Origin of the sequence: Paraburkholderia sp. GAS42, from assembly GCF_050436565.1 — a bacterium.
In the GTDB taxonomy this organism is placed as follows: Bacteria; Pseudomonadota; Gammaproteobacteria; order Burkholderiales; family Burkholderiaceae; genus Paraburkholderia.
In genome coordinates this window covers 288317-306920 of the sequence record NZ_JBNDML010000005.1, presented here as the reverse complement: position 1 = coordinate 306920, position 18604 = coordinate 288317, and the positions used below count along the sequence as shown (strand labels likewise).

The following is an 18604-nucleotide window of genomic DNA, read 5'->3' as shown; positions in this document are numbered from 1 at the left end:
ACGAAAAGGGTCTCGAATGACAATTGAGAAAGTCTTGTACCGCGCTCATGCGCACGTCACCGGAGGGCGCGACGGACATGCGACGGATCCCGAGAACAACCTTGATCTCAAGCTGACCGCGCCGAAGAAGCTCGGCGGCGGAGGCGGCCACGGCAGGAACCCCGAACAGCTCTTCGTCGCGGGATATAGCGCGTGCTTTCTTCATCACGGCCCTCCTCGTTTCCGAGCCTGGGCTTTAGAAGCCTTGGGTGTCAGCATATTCAATGCACCGCATCGCACAAGAGAAGTTGCGCATGCGGTGGCGAGAAATGACGCGTTCGATAAATGCAAAGCAGGGGACCGCGCACCCTGAAGGGGCATGCGGGATGGCGAGCACCAATTATGTCGACGGGCGGCCCGCTTCTCACCAATAAGCACGCTAACCAATCTGTGCATGCGCCAGCCGATTTCCTATACTGCCACGACTAGCCCGCTGCCCTGGAGCGAACATGAGCGTGGTGAAAGGGCGTGTCGGCCGCACGAGTCCGATGGGCGCATCGCTTACGACGGATGGCACCGGCTTTCGTACGTGGGCGCCCAACGCAACGGCCGTGTTCGTTGTGGCGGGTGCGGCGCTCGAACCGTCGCAGGCGCAAGGCTGGCGGCCGGCGTCGGATGACGCAATGGAACCGCTCGGCGATGGAACCTGGGGCGGCTTTCTGCTTTCGATCAAGGAAGGTGACCCTTACCTGTTCTACGTCGACGGCGCGGGCGACAGCGGATGGAAACGCGATCCCTTCGCGCGCGAACTCAGCTTTGCGCCAACCTACCCGGCTTCCTGGTGCCTCGTCCGCGATCCAGCGACTTATCCATGGCATGACAGCGCGTGGCAACCTCCCGCGACCAGCGAGCTGATCGTCTATCAGTTGCACGTCGGCACGTGGTGGGCGCAAGACGACCACGGCAATGACGTGCGCACCCTGCGCAGCGGGACGTTCCTCGATGTCGTGACGAAGCTCGATTACCTGATCGACCTCGGCATCACCGCAGTACAGCTACTGCCGATCCAGGAGTTCGAAACCAGCTACAGCCTCGGCTATAACGGCACGGACCCGTATTCGCCGGAAATTCCCTACTGCGTTGCGCCCGACGATCTGCGCTGGCGGCTCGCCGCAATCAACGCGATGTTCGCCGATAGCGGCCAGCCGGCGCTGACAGAAACGGACCTGACACCGGGAATCAACCAGCTTAAATGTCTCATCGATCTGTGCCACTTGAAGGGCCTCGCGGTGATTCTCGACCAGGTGTACAACCACGCGTTCGGCCATGATAGCCGGGGCACGTTCGACCCTAGAAGTCTCTGGTTCTACGACCTCCAGCAGGGCCCCGATCCCAATCGAAGTCTGTACTTTACTGATCAGACATGGATAGGACCGATCTTCGCCTATTGGCAAGACTGGGTCTGTCAGTTTCTGATCGATAATGCGCGGTTCTATCTCGACGAGTATCACGTCGACGGCCTGCGTTATGACGAAGTCAGCGCAATCGTGAATCACGGCGGCGAAATGTTCGCGCAACGCCTGAGCGGAACCGTGCGCGCGACGCGCTGCTCGGTGGTGCAGATTGCGGAGTACTGGAACGGCGATCGCCCACGCGCGATCGAGCCGCCTCCCGGCGGCCTGGGCTTCGACGCCGAACTCGCGGACGGCTTGCGGGATAGTGTGCGTGCACTGCTCAAACAGGCAAGTTACGGCTTGTCGGCGGCCCTCGACCTGTCCGCAGTCACAGGCGCGCTGACATCGACACCCGTCGAGGCATGGCAGCTGAACACGTGCCTCGAAAATCACGATCTGACCTACGCAGGCCATTACGGCGCCGCGCGACTGCCGTTTCTCGCGGATTCCACCGACCGGCGCTCGTGGTATGCACGCAGCCGCGTACGCGCGGCCGCAACGCTATTGCTGTGCGCACCCGGCATTCCATTGCTATTCATGGGCCAGGAGTGCCTGGAAGACAAGAACTGGAGCGATGACCGGAGTGCTAACGGACTCATCTACTGGGCGGGCCTGACGGCGGCGAACTCGTCGATGCGCGATCTCCTGCGTTGCTCGACGGATCTCGTACATTTGCGCCGCGCGTTGCCCGCACTATGCTCGACCAGCGTTCGAGTGTCCCGCGCACAAGATTTCGACCGCGTGTTGGTAATGCATCGCTGGATCGAAGGCGTCGGCGGCGACGTGATCGTTGCCGTGAGCTTCGACGAAATCGCCAAGCGCGCGTATCGGATCGGACTGCCGTCGGCGGGCACGTGGCGCGAAGTGTTTAATAGCGACGTCTATGACGGCTATCCGAATCCCTCACCGGTTGGCAATGGTGGCGGCGTCGACGCATCGGGGCCGCCGTTGGATGGTTTCGCGGCGTCCGCATGGCTCGCGCTGCCAGCGAACGGCGCACTCATATTGGTGAGGGGCTGATCCGGACCGTCGACTATCTGATTGTCGTGCGTCTACAGCGTCATGATCGCGATGTACTGGGAATTAAAGTCAAGATCCCGGCCGATACAGGCGTCGACGCCGAAGTGGACCTCGCCACAGCTCGCGGCGCTTACTTCCTTCAGGCGCGACTCAACGCCATTCCCCGAATGCTCCGTCGCACGGTGTGCCGAGATGGCAAACCACCGGTGAGTGCATAGCACGAATGGCTCAGTTATACGACCCGTTCCGGACAGTCGTGAACGACCACTATCTGGAAGCCGGACATCGCGGCGACGGGCGCACGGCCGAGAGCCTGGGCACCTTCCTCGCCGAGCTTTCCCAAGGTAACTACCTCATGCTTCGTCACAAGAGCCGCAAGACGGCCCGGAGAGGTCCCCTCAATTCCGGAATAGATTTGCCCATGATCATGCATGATCTATTCCTTAGTAAGATAACCCATTCCCCGTAGGAGGATCGGATGGATCGGCTCGAAGGCATCAAGATATTCGTGCGCGTCGTAGAAAGCGGGAGCTTTTCAGCGGTTGCGCGTGAGCTTGGGACAGGGCAGCCGGCGATCAGCAAACAGGTTGCCGCGCTCGAAGAACATCTCGGTGCGCAGCTTCTTATGCGCACCTCCCGCAGCCTGAGCCTGACCGAGGCCGGGCGCGACTTCTACGAATCTGCCGTACGACTCATCAGCGATCTCGAGGCAGCGGAATCCCGCATCGGTTCGGGACAGGTCTCGCCGTCCGGCGTGGTGCGTGTCAGCGCCGCGCCCGCCTTCTCTCGACTCTATGTCGTGCCGCAACTCCCTGCGTTCCGCGTTCGCTATCCCAAGGTCGTTGTCGAGTCCCTCGTCTCCGAGCGGACGATCAATCTCGTTGACGAGGGCATTGACCTCGCCATTCGCAATGGCGCCCTTGCGGACTCTAGCCTTATCGCGCGCAAGATCGGCGAGTTCGCCCTCGTCGCCGTAGCGTCTGCCGACTATCTGGAACGCAGAGGAGTGCCGAAGCGACCGAGCGATCTCGACCGCCACGACGGCGTGTTTTTTGTCTCACGGGATGGACCGCGACCCTGGACCTTCGCCAGCCGCGCCGGGGTGGTATCCCATCAGGCGGCGGCATCGTTTCGCACCAATGATGGCGAAGAGCAACGCGCCGCGGTCCTTGCCGGCCTCGGTATCACCCAGGCGCCATACTGGCTTTTTGCGGCCGATATACGCGCCGGAACCGTGCGGCGAATCCTGCGCGATTGTGAGCCGGCCAGAATTCCGATCAGTGCCGTGCGACCCGCGTCCCGCAGTCTGCCCAGCAAAGTCGCCGTGTTTGTTGACTTTCTGGCTGAGCTGCTCGCCGAAATGGGCGACTGATCCATTCCCCAATGGGATCGATGCTATCCAAAATTAACGTCTAGTCCGTACTTGGTGGAATTGATAGATTTGCATCACCGACAAACGAGGTGTTCAAACGAGGGGATGCATCATGAAACGGCTCGACAATAAGGTTGCGATAGTGACAGGCGCTTCAAAAGGAATCGGAGCGAGCATTGCAAAAGCCTTCGGCGCGGAAGGCGCGGTGGTGATCGTGAATTACGCGCGCGATCAAGCGGGCGCGGAACGGGTGGTGCGCGAGATCACCGGCAAAGGCGGGCGAGCTATCGCCGTGCAGGGCGACGTGGCGCAGAGGTCCGACGCGCAACGCCTCGTCGCGGAGGCGAAAAATACCTTCGGCCGTCTGGATGTGCTCGTGAACAACGCGGGCGTCTTCTCGTTTGCGCCCTTCGAGCAGTTCAGCGAGCAGGAGTTTCACCGTCAGTTCAACACGAATGTGCTTGGCACGTTCCTCATGATCGAAGCCGCTTTGCCGGCCTTCGGTGCGGAAGGCGGCAGCATTATCAACATCGGATCGACGGAGAGTGTCGCTGCCGACCCGACCCTTTCGATCTACGTGGCGTCAAAGAGCGCTGTCGATGGCTTGACGCGCGTGCTCTCAAAAGAGTTCGGCCCCAAGAAAATCCGCGTTAACGCTCTCGGTCCCGGTGGAACCGAAACGGAGGGTGCGCACGCGGCAGGCGTCATGGGAACGGAGTTTAAGAAGCAGATAATCGCAAGTACTCCGCTGGGCCGCGTCGGCCAACCCGAGGACATCGCACGTGTGTCCGTATTTCTTGCCTCGGATGATGCGGGCTGGCTCACGGGAGAAATCATCTTCGCGAACGGCGGCAACAAGTAAAACGCCTTCTCAGTTAGTAACGCGGGCTACGGCCCAAGGGTTTTCATTGGAATTTCAGTAATCGATTAACAAAGTAGGAGAACGATCATGTCCGCATACATTGTCTTCGCTAGAATTAAATCCATCGATCAAAAAGAGTTCGAAAAATATCGGACTGGAATCAAAGCAACGATGAAGGATCATCCTATCGAAGTGCTCGTAGCCGATGGAAAGCACGAAGTCCTTGAAGGTGATCCGATTGGGGGAATGGTCATTGTGAAATTCCCGAGCGTAAAAGCCGCAAAGGATTGGTGTTACAGCGAGGCCTACCAAAACGTCGCCAAGCACCGCAAGCACGGGGCGATCTATCACGGACTCATTGTTGAAGGTGTCAGCTGACGGAGAAGAAATGCATGCCCAATGACGCCATCACCCCCTTCACCCTCATCCTGGACCGGGGACCACTTCGCCGCCTGAGAGGAGCCAGCGAGGAGATTCGCGACTGCTTCGCCGAGGTGCGCTGACCCCGGCAAACTAACTTGCCGGATGAGGATTTAGCAGAGCCCTGATCGGGGCTGTCAAAGTCAAACGAAAAGAGGAAAGCCATGATTGACCATATTTATCTCCCCGTCTCTGACCTGGAACGGTCGAGCGAATTTTACAAGAAGCTGCTTGAGCCGCTTGGCATCGACATGCCCTACAAGTTCGATCAACTGCACGGTTTCGCGATCAATAGCAATCCCGGTTTCTGGCTGAAGAATGGCGAAGTCGCCAAAGACCTTTACGTCGCATTCACCGCCAAGAGCGCGGACGCTGTCAGGGCCAGCTACAAGGCGGCGATAGACGCGGGAGCTACTTCAAAGAAGGAACCGAGCCTTCGGCCCGAATGGCGTGCCGACTACTTCGCGGCGAACATCGGCGACCCGGACGGATACAACATCGAGATTGCCTATAAGCCTTGGCTCTACAAATAAAAGGTAAGAGATCTATGATCCCGTCATCGCGGCAATCCACAAGCAGCAGATGAGATAGATCGCGATACTGGAATTAGGGCGCCGGCGTGCACTGCTTTCTGAGGGAGGGAGGAACCATTCCCCGAAAGGGGGAGCTTTAAGGATGCCGCCGTGACAGGCAGGTACTGGCTCGAACGAACGCGGTACCTCGATGAACTCAACCTTTATCGCGAATGAACTTCGTCTCAGGGATCATGGCCGCCTGACCTCGATAGTTTCCCGCTGAATCCGTAAGTTGCCATACCGTAGCCCGTTCGATCCAGAAGCGCACGCCCGATTTGGCGATGCGCACGCCTCGGTATCCGGTGATGAAGCCGTCGCGCGTGACCTGATCGAGGAATGCCTGACGCTCGCTACGTTCGGGCGCTTCAGCGGAGAGGCGCGAGGGCAGCACGGTGAGCTCATTCCAGTCGTATCCGAACATTGCCTGTGCGCGCTTGTTGCCATAAACGAAGATGGGATCCTCCGCAGTATTGTGCGCAAGAATGCCGAACGGCGCAGCCTCGTAAAGCCACGCAGTGCTCTCGGACATGCTCATGCCATTGGGAACGAGGGACTTCCCCAAAAGTCGGCGGTAGCTGTCGGAAAGGAGGAAGAAGAAGCTGGGATCGGCGCTCAGGATCATCATAAGGGCTCCTGCAATTTCGTATGCGGATGGGTGACGTCCTTCAAGAAATATTCTATGGTCAGAATAAACCTGAGTCGTGCCGGGAATCCTGCCGCATCGCGTCACTTTTCGAGTTCAGTCGCTGACGGAGATAAGCACGGGTGCTGGCCTTCAACTCACGAACCGCGCCCGGTGCGTTTGGCGCAGAGGGATCACACGTCAAGGCCAACACGGCGCGCATGTTGTAAATCATCACGATCGCAATGCTCTTCGCCTCTGCTGACTTCAGGTGCGGCGCGTGGGTTCTGAGTGCTCTCGATATCCCGTCAATGTTTTGCGCCCGTCTTTCCTGCCGGTGAACCGAGCCGCTTGGACCGCGTTCGGCCAACGTCAGCATAGCCGGAAACTTCTTCCGCATGCTCACATACTCGCCAAGCAGTATGTCGGCGAGTTGTTCTGTTGTTGCGGTCGCCGCCTTGGTGACGATTGCTTGCCACCGCAGCTCCAATTCATTGGCGTAAAGCTGGATGAGAGCGTCCGCCACCAGCTCCTTCGTGGGAAAAAACCGATACAGGGAGCCGATCTTGGTGTCCGAGCGTTCCGCGATCTCTTTCATTGTCGCCTCGACGTACCCCCGTTCCTGAATTACCTCGGCGGCAGTTCTAAGGATCGAGGCAACGCGTTCCCTACCATTGCTTCGTTGGGGCGCGAGCGCGGTACGCGGGCCGCCCTCGGCGGTCGCAGTACCCTTTGCCGAAGAGTGTGCCGCAGAAACGGATCGGGATGACAATTTTTTCACAGGCGGCTCGGCAGATCCGGCCGTGTGCTGATTTCCGGAGTTATGAATTTCAGTGTGTCGCACTTGATCTGCGACAAGAATGCAGGATGGTCAGGGGATTCTAACTGTTCGTCGCGAAAACTTAACTATTTGAGAGTGTGGTGTTCGAGCGCATACGGCAACTCGTTTGCCAAAAATTCTCGCGATTGTTTCGCCAAACAAAATCAAGTATTTGAATTTTAAAGAAACTTCCGTGCCCTCCTCTTTGGGGAAAACATTCTTGCTCCCTCATCTGGCTGGCAGGTGCAGTAACCTGTGCGCGGCCTCCCATGATCTTCTGATTGTGGACGAAGCATAACGATATGGATGGCGGCTGACAGTCGCACTCTGGCGGCAAAATCTTATGTTTGGCGTGCAATACGTGACTGCCATAAAGACGACATGCAGATCATTGGAGCAATCACATGCTGTGCTTCAGAATGACCCGCGCGATCGGGATCACCGGAGTGTCGGTCGCCGTAGCTACCCTGATCGCGGGCTGCACACTCGCGCCATCCGCCAACGTGCTCGGCGCCTACTTTCCTGATTGGCTGTTCTGCATCGTCGCGGGCGTCGCGTTTGCGGTCGTGGTCTACCTGATACCATCGTCCGATGGCGCGCGATCCGGGAGCCGGCGTTAAATACAAGCGCTCATTGCATGTGTCTGCACCAGGAGGCCCTTGTGACAGCGTGCTCCTCATCGTGAACGGCGGCCCCCCGTGCTCCAAGCCTGCGCGAGCCAATTTCCCAGCCAGGCGAGGACCACAAACATCTGATCTGAGCAGCGACTTCCCCTTCGAGAATTCCCCCCGGCGATGCCGCGTTTAGGCATTTGCCCCATTGAACGGAGACTAGCAATGAAAATCCTGTTGGTTTTGACTTCGCATAACGTGCTTGGAGATACCGGCAAGCCGACCGGCTTCTGGCTGGAAGAGTTCACTGCCCCGTACTATGCGTTCACGGACGCCGGTGCAGAGGTCACAGTGACCTCGCCCAAGGGCGGCCACCCACCGATCGATCGTAGGCTCCTACGGTGGTGTAAAGGTGCGCACGATGATGCCATGAAACCGTATGGACCCTCGATACGCAGCGTCGGCGCATAGTCGAACCGTCCTTGTGCGAGAGAACCATCCGGTCCTCGCAAACAGACGTTCGCGAGGCGATCGTAGCGGGCAGTTTTGAATTACCGCTTCCACGCGAGTTTCGCCAGCGCGAAAAATTCACCAACCGAAGCGAGACCACGTGTCGGGTCATGCAGGGAAAGTTCATGCGCCCGCACCCTTCCGAACAAAGCCAATCCCCGTGAGGTCACCCGGGTGTCGTCGCATGAATCGCCTTCAAGACCTCGCTGGTGAACCTGGGGTCGCCCACTTCGATGTCTCCGGACAATCGCACGGTAACCTCCTGCAACAGCCAGCTGTTGCCGTCCGGATCGCTGAACGTGGCGTACGAGGCGTAACTTTGTCGTTGCGGATTGAGGCCACTAACCTGGCATTTCGCGTCAGCATGATGGAATACGCCGCCCGTGTCGTGGAATGGCTCGCCGATCTCGATGCCACGACGGAGCAGTTCGTTGCGGACCGCCTCGATGTCGGAGACGATGAGGTAAAGCCCCTGGGCTGAGCCGGGCGCGGCCGCGGTAATGTTCTTGCCGAACATGACTGAGCATCCGGAGCCTGGCGGCGTGAACTGGATCACGCGGTAGTCGTCCCCTGCCTTGAAGTCGAGATCAAGCCGCCAACCCAACTCGCTATAGAAGCGCCTGGCGCGATCGACGTCCGTGACAGGGATGACGACGATCTCGAGCTTCATGTCGAACGTGCCACCGCCCGCGGTCCCAACTGCGTGTTCGCTCGGCATCGGAATGTTGCTCATGTCTGGCTCCTTAGAGGTTTTGACTATCGGTTTCCCGTCCACCGCTTCGGGTATGTGAAAACACGATAGGTGAAATCACAACGTGAAAACACAACACGTGAGGACACAATCTTTTGCATTGATGCCAGCAGGAACACGACAACGTAGTCGCCATTGCGCCAAGGTGTCTTGCATGCTTTGGTATTCAGAGTCGCATCGCGCTATGGCCTGGCCAAACACAGGCGCTGCATGCTTTGACCTGTGCAAGCCGACCTCGCTTCTTCGAAAGCGAAAGCCGCGCCGGGAACGGCCTCGTCTGAGGCGTTCAACGTGAACGGCGAAGTCCTGTTCATACCATGGGATGGGTCCGGCAATACCATCGTCCGATGGCGCGCGACCCGGGAGCCGGCGTTAAATACAAGCGCTCATTGCATGTGTCTGCACCAGGAGGCCCTTGTGACAGCGTGCTCCTCATCGTGAACGGCGGCCCCCCGTGCTCCAAGCCTGCGCGAGCCAATTTCCCAGCCAGGCGAGGACCACAAACATCTGATCTGAGCAGCGACTTCCCCTTCGAGAATTCCCCCCGGCGATGCCGCGTTTAGGCATTTGCCCCATTGAACGGAGACTAGCAATGAAAATCCTGTTGGTTTTGACTTCGCATAACGTGCTTGGAGATACCGGCAAGCCGACCGGCTTCTGGCTGGAAGAGTTCACTGCCCCGTACTATGCGTTCACGGACGCCGGTGCAGAGGTCACAGTGACCTCGCCCAAGGGCGGCCACCCACCGATCGATCCCAGAAGCGACGATCCGGACAATCAGACCGACACGATGCAACGCTTCAAGAAGGATCCTGCAACCCAGAAGGTGTTGGCCAATAGCGTCAAGCTCGCCGACGTCAAGGCGGATGACTACGATACGATCTTCTATGCCGGCGGCCATGGCCCGATGTGGGATCTGACCAATGACAGGAACTCGATCGCCTTGATCGAGGCTTTCTACAACGCCGGCAAGCCGGTCGCCGCCGTCTGTCATGGCCCTTGCGTTCTGCTCAAGGCGACCTGTCAGGGACAGCCTCTCGTCAAGGGAAAGCGCGTCACCTGCTTTACCAATGATGAGGAAGAAGCCGTGGGCCTGACCAAGGTCATGCCCTTCCTCGTCGAAGATGAGCTCAAGCGCCTGGGCGGCCACTTTGAGAAGGTGGAAAACTGGGCCGTGTTCACCATTGTCGACGGGCGGCTGATCACCGGCCAGAACCCTGCCTCATCCGGTCCGACTGCCAGAGAGCTGCTCAAAGTCCTGCAGGCCTGATTCCAATCCGGCGCGGGCCATGAAGCCCGCGCACGTGTGTCGGCAATAGGAGCCCTCAATGAATCCGACGACGAACCCCGTTCAGATCAAAGTTGCCCGGCAGTCGCCGGCGTATTGGCGTGTCACGATCGACAACCCGCCGATCAACGTCATGGGCCCGCCAATGCTCGCGCAGTTCCACGAGCTCATCAACGCTCTCGAAACCGACGAGCATGTCAGGGTCGTGGTCTTCGACAGCGCGGTGGACGGCTACTTTCTGAATCACGCAGATTTTGACGCCGGGCTCGAGGACCTGACCGCCATGCCGCCCGGCCCCACGGGCTTGCCGCAGTGGCCGGACTTTCTCGTGCGCCTGACGCGCGCGCCCATTGCCTCCATCGCCCTCATCCGCGGGCGCGCGACGGGCAATGGCAGCGAAATCACGCTCGCCTGCGATATGAGTTTCGCCAGCCGGGAAAAAGCGATCCTCTCGCAATGGGAAGTGGGCGTGGGAATGGTCGCCGGCGGTGGCCCCATGGCGCGGCTGCCCCAGCTCATCGGCCGTAACCGCGCGCTGGAGGTGCTCCTGAGCTCAGAAGACATCAGAGGCGAGCAGGCCGAGGCCTATGGCTACGTGAACCGGGCACTGCCCGATGCCGACCTCGACGCATTCGTGGACGCGCTGGCGACCCGGATCTCCGGATTCGACAAATGGGCAATCGCCAACACCAAACGCCTCGTCAATACCAGCTTGCCGCCGGACGTCGAACTTGGCGCCGGGTGGGACGCTTGCATCGCGTCGCTAGGGCGGCCCGCCGCGCAGGAGCGCATTAAGGCCCTGCTCGCGCGTGGGTTCCACAAGCCGGGGGATGTCGAAGATCGGCTCGGATACTACCTGGGCCAGCTCGCGGGCGAGGCCGGCGCGCGAAGCGGTCTCTCTCCCCGCCGGTAGAGGCGCCAGTCGACCAGGCGGTGGCGCCGCCGCCCAGTTGCTGGAGGAGAACGAGCGATGAGCAACGAGTCAACACCGGGCGACGGTACGCCCTTCCCCCGGCCGGCAGAAGATGCGAGCGACATCGACGACGACATGGCCGGCGACGACCCGTACGTGATCGGCCATCCCCGCTACCATCATATGTTTCCGGTCCTCACGGAGGCCGAACTCGGCAGACTGCGCCGCTTCGGCAGCCTGTCGCGCTACGCCAAAGGCACATTGCTCTATCGTGCGGGAGTCCGCAGTCCGGGAGTGTTCGTCCTGCTGTCGGGCAAAATCCGGATAATCGCCCGTAATGGTCTCGGCCTCGAAAGGATCATTCACACCTACACCCAGCGCGGCGAGTTCACTTCGGATGTCAGCCAGCTTTCGAGCAAACCTGCGGTGGTGGACGCGCATGTCCTCGAAGATGTCGAAGCGCTATTGGTGCGGCCCGACGACCTCACCACCATGATGATCAGTGAAGCCGATCTTGGCGAAAAGATCATGCGCGCACTGATTCTGAGGCGTGCCATGGTGATCGAGCGCGTGCCCGGCGTCGTTCTTGTCGGCTCCTCCGGTAACGCACAACTCCTCGCATTACAGAACTTCCTGCGCCGCAACAACTTTCCGCACACGACGCTCGATGCGGAGCAGGACGCCGAGGCCGTCGTGCTGCTCGAACGCCTGACACCGCAACCCGACGACTTCCCGCTAGCCGTTTGCCCGAACGGCGCTGCGCTGCGAAACCCCGATGCGGGACAGCTCGCATCGTGTCTCGAACTGATTCCCGACTTCGACCCGGCGTACGTCCACGATGTGGTGATCGTCGGCGCAGGCCCCGCGGGACTTGCGGCGGCCGTCTACGCGGCATCCGAGGGATTGTCGGTGGCGGCGCTCGACTGTCGCGCACCCGGTGGCCAGGCCGGTACGAGCGCGCGCATCGAGAACTATATGGGCTTCCCCACCGGCATCACGGGTCACGATCTCGCGGCCCGCGCGTTCATCCAGGCGCAGAAGTTCGGTGCGCATATCGGCATCCCGTGCGAGGTCACGGCGTTGTATTGCGACAGGCAACCGCATGTCGTGGAGCTTGCGGACGGTCATCGCATCACCGCGCGCACGGTGGTCATCGCTAGCGGCGCTGAGTATCTGCGACCCGCCGTCGAGGACCTCGCGCGCTTCGAGCGCTGCGGCGTCTACTACTGGGCTACGCCGATCGAGGCAAGGCTGTGCCGCAAGGAGCCGGTGTTGCTGATTGGCGGCGGCAATTCTGCGGGGCAGGCAGCGGTGTTTCTGGCGTCACACGCCGAGCATGTGCATCTGTTCATTCGAGGCGCGAGCCTTGAGCACAGCATGTCGCACTACCTGATCGAACGGGTCCTGTCGCTGCCGAACGTGACGGTTCATACGCGTGTCGAACTGACCGCGCTCGAAGGGAATACGCGTCTCGAGCGCGTGCATTACCGCGGTGCCGGCGGCATTGAAGGAAGCATGACGACCCATCACCTGTTCGTGTTCATCGGCGCAGAACCGAATACTGGCTGGCTCAAGACGTGCGGCGCCGCGCTCGATAGCAAGGGATTCGTATTGACGGGCACCGACCTCCCGGAAGGCAGCGTGCAATCGATGCCGTTGCAGACGAGCGTCGAGGGTGTCTTCGCAATCGGCGACGTTCGTTCAGGATCGACCAAGCGAGTCGCATCGGCAGTGGGCGAAGGCGCGGGCGTGGTGGCGCAGATTGAAGGTTTCCTGGCCCATGCGTGGTGAACGCACCCGCGGCTTTGCGCTCAACGCAGCGACCGGAAGCTCACGCGAAGCTCTTCCGAAAAGGCTTGCGGCTGCTCCCAGGCCGCAAAGTGTCCGCCTTTGGGAAGGCGGTTATAGTGAATCAGTTTGGGATACGCCTTCGCTGCCCAGCTTTGCGGGGCAGCGTAGATTTCATCTGGAAAGACGCTGACGGCAACCGGGATGGCAACGTGCTTGGGAGCAAAGAAATTGAGCTTGTTTTCCCAATACAAACGAGCCGAGGAAACCGCCGTGTTCGTGAGCCAATAGAGCGTCACGTTGTCGAGAACGTCGTCTCGCGTAAGCCCCTCTGACTGGCCGTCAAACACGCGTGCGATAAGTGCCTGGCTGGCGGCGTCGTGGTCGAGCATCCACGCGGCGAGGCCGACAGGCGAATCTTCAATCCCGTACAGCGTCTGCGGGCGGTTCGCCATCTCCAATGCGTAGCCAAGGCCGTGCTTGTAGAAATAGTCGAGCTGATCGAATGCGTGCTTCTCATCGGCTGAGAGGCCTGCTGGCGCCGGCTCGCCCAGCTTGAGTGCCTCTGCAATGTTGTCCGGTACGGTGGCCGGCATGTTGGTGTGAATGCCGAGCAGTTCCGGTGGTGCCAGCAGGGCCATCTGCTCCGTGACAGCATTCCCCCAATCGCCGCCTTGCGCAACATATCGCGTGTATCCGAGACGCTTCATCAGTACGACCCAGGCGCGTGCGATGCGAACAGGATCCCAGCCGGTCGCTGTCGGCTTGCCTGAGAACCCGTAGCCCGGAAGTGACGGAATCACGATGTCGAAAGCGTCCGACGCCGCATTGCCATGGGCCGTCGGATTGGTCAGCGGACCGATGATCTTCAACTGCTCGATGATCGAGCCGGGCCACCCGTGCGTGACGATAACCGGCAACGCATTTGCGTCTTTCGAACGAACGTGGATGAAATGAATATCGACACCATCGATCTCGGTGACGAATTGCGGCAGAGCGTTCAGCCTCGCTTCGACTTTGCGCCAGTCATAGCTGGTCGCCCAGTAACGTGCGAGCTTCTGCATTGTCGCGAGCTGCACGCCTTGCGATGCATCCGTCACCGTTTCCCGCTCAGGCCATCTGGTCGCCTTGATACGCCTCTTCAAATCGATGAGTTGCGATTCCGGTGCGTGCACACGAAGTGGCCGAATAGCGGTCTTGTCACCACCGCTCGACTGCGCGACTTCAGTGATGGCCTGATTCGTTTCCGCGAAAGCGAGTCGACTCAACGAGCCCGCAACAGCGGCCGCTGCTGCCACGCCAATAAAGCGACGGCGCGATGGGGTCTGGGGAAGGATATCGTCAAGCATACAAGCTCCTGTTAGCAATAAGTGCGATTGGGTGGAGCGATGAGTGCGGCAGCAACGCAATATCCCGGGCAAACACGTTCACGATTGTCCAATTGGGCCGCCTATAGAGGCCGCCAGCTGGCAAGCCTCACATCGTTACCGCCTCGACCGACCGCAAACGGCAGTCTGCGGTAGTTGTAGCGATTGTGCGGAAGCAAGCCCTCCGGGTAAACGGTCATGTGAGAACAACAGTTGTGTCGCTCGCGAACAAATCCGTCGCGCTCGACCTTCCTGGTCCGAAACAGATCCCTCGGGCGCGCGTCTTCTTGCACGAGACCGTGGGCTGGCAAATCGTCTTATCTGCTCATCCACCGGTCGACACGCGCCCATGGAAGCCCGACATAGCCCAAGCAGTGTGGACGCGATGCGCGAAACGACTGCGGCGAGTTGTTATGCAACAACGAATGTCGTCGGTTGAATCACCCGGCACTGCTTCGCATCACTCAATATTGTTACCTGATTCTTGATTGATAGATGCATTCATACTCATTGGTATCTGCCGAGTGGGTGCCTACACTAATTTGTGTAGACCGGACGTCCCGCACGTTCTTTCTTCCGCGTATTTCTTCGGCCCCAAACAGGAAGCAAACATGAAACTCACACCATTGATGGCGGCACTGGTCGCAGCCGCATTGTTTTTCAACGGCAGCGCGATAGCACAGAACGACCAGCCAAGCACCGCGGCGAGTCAAGGTGCGCAGCCGGAAGCCGGCGCGAAGCAGGAGTTCAAGACCACACGCGTGACTCCAGAATACTGGCGCGTCACCATTGACCATCCGCCATTCAATATCTTTGGCCCGGAATCCATACCGCAGTTGAACAGCGTGATTACCCAGATAGAGAACGATCCCGAACTGAAGGTGGTGGTGTTTGACAGCGCGGTACCCGGCTTTTTCCTGACCCACTATGATTTTGTGCCGCCCCTCGAAGCCACTACGCGCATCCCCGCTGGTCCCACAGGCTTGCCGCCGTTGCCCGATATGCTGACTCGCCTGAGCCGCTCCTCCGTGGTGTCGATCGTGTCGATCCGGGGCCGGGCTACGGGCGTTGGCAGTGAGCTGTCCCTTGCATCCGACATGCGCTTTGCCAGCCGCGAAAAAGCCGTGCTCTCCCAATTTGAAGTTGGCGCCGGATTCGATCCGGGCGGCGGACCGATGGCCCGTCTCCCCCGTCTGATGGGGCGAGGCCGTGCGCTGGAAATTCTGCTGAGCGGCAACGATATCAACGGCGAACTTGCCGAACGATATGGCTATGTCAACCGCTCGCTTCCGGATGCCGAACTAGATAAGTTTGTCGATACCCTGGCTCGGCGCATCGCATCCTTCGACAAGCAGACCATCGGGGAGATCAAGTATTTTGTCAACATCGCCACTCTCCCTCCCGATAGCGAGATCGGCCCTCAGTGGGACGCCTTCATTACCTCCGTACAACGTCCAGCGGCACAGCGGGATATCAAGAAGCTGATGGAGCTTGGGCTGCAGAAAAAGCCTGATGTGGAAATTCATCTCGACCGGTACACCGGCAAGGTAAATCAACCGGACAAGTAGTCCACGCGCTTCGCACCTGGCCGGTCAAGCCCCGCCAACGAGCGGGGTTTCTTTTTTCCCGGGCAGCTGTCGCTGTGCTTCGGGACAGTGCTCCCACCACCAGCGCGGCCAGCGCTGCTACGGGCGCCCCGTGACACGCTTGACGCCCATGCGATTCAACCGGGACAGCACTCCATCCCTCAGACGGCGCAGCTAAGCCACCAGTCTCATGTCGGCAACTGCGTGCCGGCCTGCTCGGCGACGATATAGTCCGCATACCAGTCCGGCCAGTTTTCGTCATGCTGTCCGGACAGTTTCTCATGCTCGCCATGCGCGGCCGCGGCGCGTCGTAGCGCCCCTGCGAGTTCCATTACCGAAGTGAATGTCGTGGCCTGCGTGTCTGCCCTTCCAGGGAGTCGAGTGGTCACCTCCTGGAAGACCCAGCCATTTCCGTCAGGATCGCTGAACGAGGCGAAAGAACCATAGCTGCGCCGCGCCGGATGTGGGCCGCTCACGCGTCCTTCCTCGCCCGCATGGTGGAAAAGGCCGCCAGCGTCATGGAAAACCTCGCTCACGTCGATGCCCCGCTCGACAAGCGCTGCGCGCGCTTCGTCTATATCAGACACGATGAGATGGAGTCCCTGCACCGAGCCCGGCTCTTCCGTCGTGACGCCCTTGCCGAAGAGGATCGAGCATTGCGAGCCCGGGGGCGTGAGATGTACAACCCGAAACTGGTCATCCTTCTCGATATCGACGTCGAGCCTCCACCCTAACCCAACGTAGAACTCCTTGGCGCGATCGACGTCAGAGACGGGGATGACAACGACCTCGAGCTTCATGTCGACCGTCCGCGCTGTTCCGACGGTCGTCCTGGTTTCGTTACGTGTCTGTGTATTGCTCACGTCAGGCTCCTCATGTCTTGATGATCTAAGGGTGACAAATTCGACCTGCAAATTACAGCAAAGCAGACGGCCGGGTCGATTGCAAATCTGGTATTGGTGACAGCCGAATTTTCCAGAACGCTTAAAAGCGTTTAAATCTTCGTCACCGGCACGCTGCTGGTGGCATGTGCGGGGCTCGCGCAACGGGCGCGTGCGCTGTAGTGGTGCACTCGGTTGGCCGCACCTCGAAGGGTTTCTCTTCGGGTGCGAATCAAGGTCCGTTTTGTTCAGACAAACACCTCACCGTCTTTCCGCCAATTGTTGCCTGATGGAGGGTTAGTCGTAGCCAGCAAGGCGAGAAGCGTGGACAATTGCCACCGAATTGCCTTCGCTTCCGGACAGGGGTGTTCATCATGGACCTCGTCGGATATGAGCTGGAGGTGCTACGCGATGACAGCAACTTCGTGCTGTATCGTGCGCGGCATCCTGGCAATCCGGTCTCCGTACTCGCGCTACTTCCCTCGCGCCTGACTTCCCAAAGCGTCGCATGCCTCGAGCACGAGTATGCATTGGGCCCGATGCTCGACTCCAGTTGGGCCGCTCGCCCGCTCGCGCTCGACCGGAGCAGCGTGCCGCCCATGCTGCTTCTCAACGATAACGGCGGTGAGCCCCTCAATCGCGCTCTCGGTCAGCCGCTCGAACTCAGCCGTTTTTTGCGAATCGCCGTCAATCTCGCGAGAGCGCTCGGCCACGTCCATCGGTGCGGCCTCGTTCACAAGGACATCAAGCCGGCGAACGTGCTCGTGGACGGCAGTGACAACGTGCGGCTCACCGGTTTCGGCATGGCGGCGCACCTGCCGCACGAACACACGCCGCCCGCGCCGCCGGAAGTTGTTGCGGGCACTTTCGCCTACATGGCGCCCGAGCAGACCGGCCGCATGAACCGCTCGATCGACGCGCGCAGCGATCTCTACTCGTTCGGCGTCACGCTGTACGAGATGCTCACCGGCGCACTGCCGTTCGCCGCAGCGGACGCGATGGAATGGATTCATTGCCACATCGCTCGCCTGCCGGCACTCCCTCGCGAGCGCGTCGCCGGCATTCCCCAGCCACTCGAACAGATCGTCCTGAAGCTCCTCGCCAAGACGGCGGAGAACCGCTACCAGACCGCGGCGGGCGTCGAGGCGGACCTGCAGTCGTGCCGCTCGGCGTGGGAGACGCACCACGAGATCGCCCCGTTCGCGCTGGGCGCACACGACGCGTCCGACCGGCTGCTGATCCCCGAAAAACTCTACGGCCGCGAGGCCCAGACCGAAGCCCTCGTCGCGGCGTTCAATCGCATCGTGACCGGCGCCGCAGCCGAACTGGTACTCATCTCCGGCTATGCGGGCATCGGCAAGTCGTCGGTCGTCAACGAGCTGCACAAGGTACTCGTCCCGCCGCGCGGCCTCTTCGCAGCCGGCAAGTTCGATCAATACAAGCTCGGCATTCCTTATGCTCCGTTTGCGCAAGCCTTCCAGTCTCTGGCGCACAATCTGCTAGGCAAGAGCGACGCGGAACTCCAGCCGTGGCGGCGCGCGCTCGTCGAGGCGCTTGCCCCGAACGGTCAGTTGATCGTGAATCTGGTGCCGGAGCTCGCGCACATCATCGGAGAGCAACCGCCCGTGCCGCCGCTGCCGCCGCAGGACGCGCAAAACCGCTTTCAGATCGTATTTCGCCGCTTCCTCAGCGTGTTCGCGCGGCCCGAGCATCCGCTCGCGCTGTTTATCGACGATCTGCAATGGCTCGATGCGGCGACGCTCGACCTGCTCGCCCACCTCGCCA

15 protein-coding genes and 4 pseudogenes are annotated in these 18604 nt (G+C 60.2%); 14 read left to right on the top strand and 5 right to left on the bottom strand.

Going from position 1 to position 18604, the window contains the following annotated elements; translation table 11 throughout:
* Positions 1-16: 16 nt before the first annotated feature.
* The 7 genes and pseudogenes from P3T16_RS10790 to P3T16_RS10760 form a co-directional block, all read left to right on the top strand.
* Positions 17-202 (top strand): annotated as a pseudogene (locus P3T16_RS10790) (organic hydroperoxide resistance protein); the annotation flags it as partial.
* 286 nt (positions 203-488) lie between these two features.
* Entirely contained in the window at positions 489-2453 is a 1965-nt protein-coding gene (locus P3T16_RS10785) for an alpha amylase C-terminal domain-containing protein (RefSeq protein WP_429342245.1), read from the top strand.
* A gap of 62 nt (positions 2454-2515) precedes the next feature.
* A pseudogene (locus tag P3T16_RS10780) lies at positions 2516-2608 on the top strand (OsmC family protein); the annotation flags it as partial.
* Positions 2609-2931: 323 nt separating this feature from the next.
* The gene (locus P3T16_RS10775) at positions 2932-3825 is read left to right on the top strand and encodes a LysR family transcriptional regulator (RefSeq protein ID WP_429342244.1); all 894 of its coding nucleotides are present in this window, start codon (positions 2932-2934) and stop codon (positions 3823-3825) included.
* 112 nt (positions 3826-3937) lie between these two features.
* Complete coding sequence (locus P3T16_RS10770) at positions 3938-4687, top strand: SDR family NAD(P)-dependent oxidoreductase (protein ID WP_429342243.1); 750 nt, start codon at positions 3938-3940, stop codon at positions 4685-4687.
* Positions 4688-4774: 87 nt separating this feature from the next.
* Positions 4775-5065, top strand: a complete 291-nt coding sequence (locus P3T16_RS10765; RefSeq protein ID WP_429342242.1) for a DUF1330 domain-containing protein — start codon at positions 4775-4777, stop codon at positions 5063-5065.
* A 206-nt stretch (positions 5066-5271) separates the two neighbouring features.
* On the top strand, positions 5272-5640 hold the full coding sequence (locus P3T16_RS10760) for a VOC family protein (RefSeq protein WP_429342241.1): 369 nt from the start codon (positions 5272-5274) through the stop codon (positions 5638-5640).
* A 196-nt stretch (positions 5641-5836) separates the two neighbouring features.
* Here the strand turns inward: P3T16_RS10760 and P3T16_RS10755 are convergent, their stop codons facing one another.
* A complete protein-coding gene (locus P3T16_RS10755; RefSeq protein WP_429342288.1) occupies positions 5837-6304 on the bottom strand; it encodes an MEKHLA domain-containing protein in 468 nt (155 codons plus the stop codon).
* A 61-nt stretch (positions 6305-6365) separates the two neighbouring features.
* Positions 6366-7085 (bottom strand): TetR/AcrR family transcriptional regulator, encoded by a 720-nt coding sequence (locus P3T16_RS10750; protein WP_429342240.1) that lies wholly within the window; start codon positions 7083-7085, stop codon positions 6366-6368.
* Positions 7086-7528: 443 nt separating this feature from the next.
* On the opposite strand from P3T16_RS10750, the gene P3T16_RS10745 reads away from it, so the two are divergent.
* The gene (locus P3T16_RS10745; RefSeq protein ID WP_429342239.1) at positions 7529-7744 is read left to right on the top strand and encodes a YtcA family lipoprotein; all 216 of its coding nucleotides are present in this window, start codon (positions 7529-7531) and stop codon (positions 7742-7744) included.
* Between the two features lie 216 nt (positions 7745-7960).
* Positions 7961-8122, top strand: a pseudogene (locus tag P3T16_RS10740) (type 1 glutamine amidotransferase domain-containing protein); the annotation flags it as partial.
* Positions 8123-8411: 289 nt separating this feature from the next.
* On the opposite strand, the gene P3T16_RS10735 reads toward P3T16_RS10740, so the two are convergent.
* Positions 8412-8978, bottom strand: a complete 567-nt coding sequence (locus P3T16_RS10735; RefSeq protein WP_429342238.1) for a VOC family protein — start codon at positions 8976-8978, stop codon at positions 8412-8414.
* A 610-nt stretch (positions 8979-9588) separates the two neighbouring features.
* Here P3T16_RS10735 and P3T16_RS10730 point away from each other — a divergent pair.
* Genes P3T16_RS10730 through P3T16_RS10720 form a run of 3 tightly spaced genes read left to right on the top strand, consistent with a single transcriptional unit; the run spans position 9589 to position 12988 of the window.
* A complete protein-coding gene (locus P3T16_RS10730) occupies positions 9589-10266 on the top strand; it encodes a type 1 glutamine amidotransferase domain-containing protein (RefSeq protein WP_429256963.1) in 678 nt (225 codons plus the stop codon).
* A gap of 58 nt (positions 10267-10324) precedes the next feature.
* Positions 10325-11197: an enoyl-CoA hydratase/isomerase family protein gene (locus tag P3T16_RS10725; RefSeq protein WP_429342237.1), complete on the top strand. Its 873-nt coding sequence runs from the start codon at positions 10325-10327 to the stop codon at positions 11195-11197.
* Positions 11198-11254: 57 nt separating this feature from the next.
* Positions 11255-12988, top strand: coding sequence for an FAD-dependent oxidoreductase (locus tag P3T16_RS10720; protein WP_429342236.1), 1734 nt, complete (start codon positions 11255-11257; stop codon positions 12986-12988).
* Positions 12989-13008: 20 nt separating this feature from the next.
* Here the strand turns inward: P3T16_RS10720 and P3T16_RS10715 are convergent, their stop codons facing one another.
* Entirely contained in the window at positions 13009-14334 is a 1326-nt protein-coding gene (locus P3T16_RS10715) for an epoxide hydrolase family protein (protein WP_429342235.1), read from the bottom strand.
* A 629-nt stretch (positions 14335-14963) separates the two neighbouring features.
* Between P3T16_RS10715 and P3T16_RS10710 the strand changes: the two genes are divergently transcribed.
* Positions 14964-15920, top strand: coding sequence for an enoyl-CoA hydratase/isomerase family protein (locus tag P3T16_RS10710; protein WP_429342234.1), 957 nt, complete (start codon positions 14964-14966; stop codon positions 15918-15920).
* Between the two features lie 206 nt (positions 15921-16126).
* Here P3T16_RS10710 and P3T16_RS10705 read toward each other — a convergent pair whose 3' ends face one another.
* Positions 16127-16801, bottom strand: a complete 675-nt coding sequence (locus tag P3T16_RS10705; RefSeq protein ID WP_429342233.1) for a VOC family protein — start codon at positions 16799-16801, stop codon at positions 16127-16129.
* A gap of 392 nt (positions 16802-17193) precedes the next feature.
* Here P3T16_RS10705 and P3T16_RS10700 point away from each other — a divergent pair.
* Positions 17194-18576, top strand: a pseudogene (locus tag P3T16_RS10700) (serine/threonine protein kinase); the annotation flags it as partial.
* Between the last annotated feature and the right edge of the window lie 28 nt (positions 18577-18604).

Excerpts from the sequence above, each read along its gene's own strand:
- P3T16_RS10785 (WP_429342245.1), top strand. The coding sequence starts at position 489 with ATGAGCGTGGTGAAAGGGCGTGTCGGCCGCACGAGTCCGATGGGCGCA.
- P3T16_RS10775 (WP_429342244.1), top strand. The coding sequence starts at position 2,932 with ATGGATCGGCTCGAAGGCATCAAGATATTCGTGCGCGTCGTAGAAAGC.
- P3T16_RS10770 (WP_429342243.1), top strand. The coding sequence starts at position 3,938 with ATGAAACGGCTCGACAATAAGGTTGCGATAGTGACAGGCGCTTCAAAA.
- P3T16_RS10765 (WP_429342242.1), top strand. The coding sequence starts at position 4,775 with ATGTCCGCATACATTGTCTTCGCTAGAATTAAATCCATCGATCAAAAA.
- P3T16_RS10760 (WP_429342241.1), top strand. The coding sequence starts at position 5,272 with ATGATTGACCATATTTATCTCCCCGTCTCTGACCTGGAACGGTCGAGC.
- P3T16_RS10755 (WP_429342288.1), bottom strand. The coding sequence starts at position 6,304 with ATGATCCTGAGCGCCGATCCCAGCTTCTTCTTCCTCCTTTCCGACAGC.
- P3T16_RS10745 (WP_429342239.1), top strand. The coding sequence starts at position 7,529 with ATGCTGTGCTTCAGAATGACCCGCGCGATCGGGATCACCGGAGTGTCG.
- P3T16_RS10735 (WP_429342238.1), bottom strand. The coding sequence starts at position 8,978 with ATGAGCAACATTCCGATGCCGAGCGAACACGCAGTTGGGACCGCGGGC.
- P3T16_RS10730 (WP_429256963.1), top strand. The coding sequence starts at position 9,589 with ATGAAAATCCTGTTGGTTTTGACTTCGCATAACGTGCTTGGAGATACC.
- P3T16_RS10725 (WP_429342237.1), top strand. The coding sequence starts at position 10,325 with ATGAATCCGACGACGAACCCCGTTCAGATCAAAGTTGCCCGGCAGTCG.
- P3T16_RS10720 (WP_429342236.1), top strand. The coding sequence starts at position 11,255 with ATGAGCAACGAGTCAACACCGGGCGACGGTACGCCCTTCCCCCGGCCG.
- P3T16_RS10715 (WP_429342235.1), bottom strand. The coding sequence starts at position 14,334 with ATGCTTGACGATATCCTTCCCCAGACCCCATCGCGCCGTCGCTTTATT.
- P3T16_RS10710 (WP_429342234.1), top strand. The coding sequence starts at position 14,964 with ATGAAACTCACACCATTGATGGCGGCACTGGTCGCAGCCGCATTGTTT.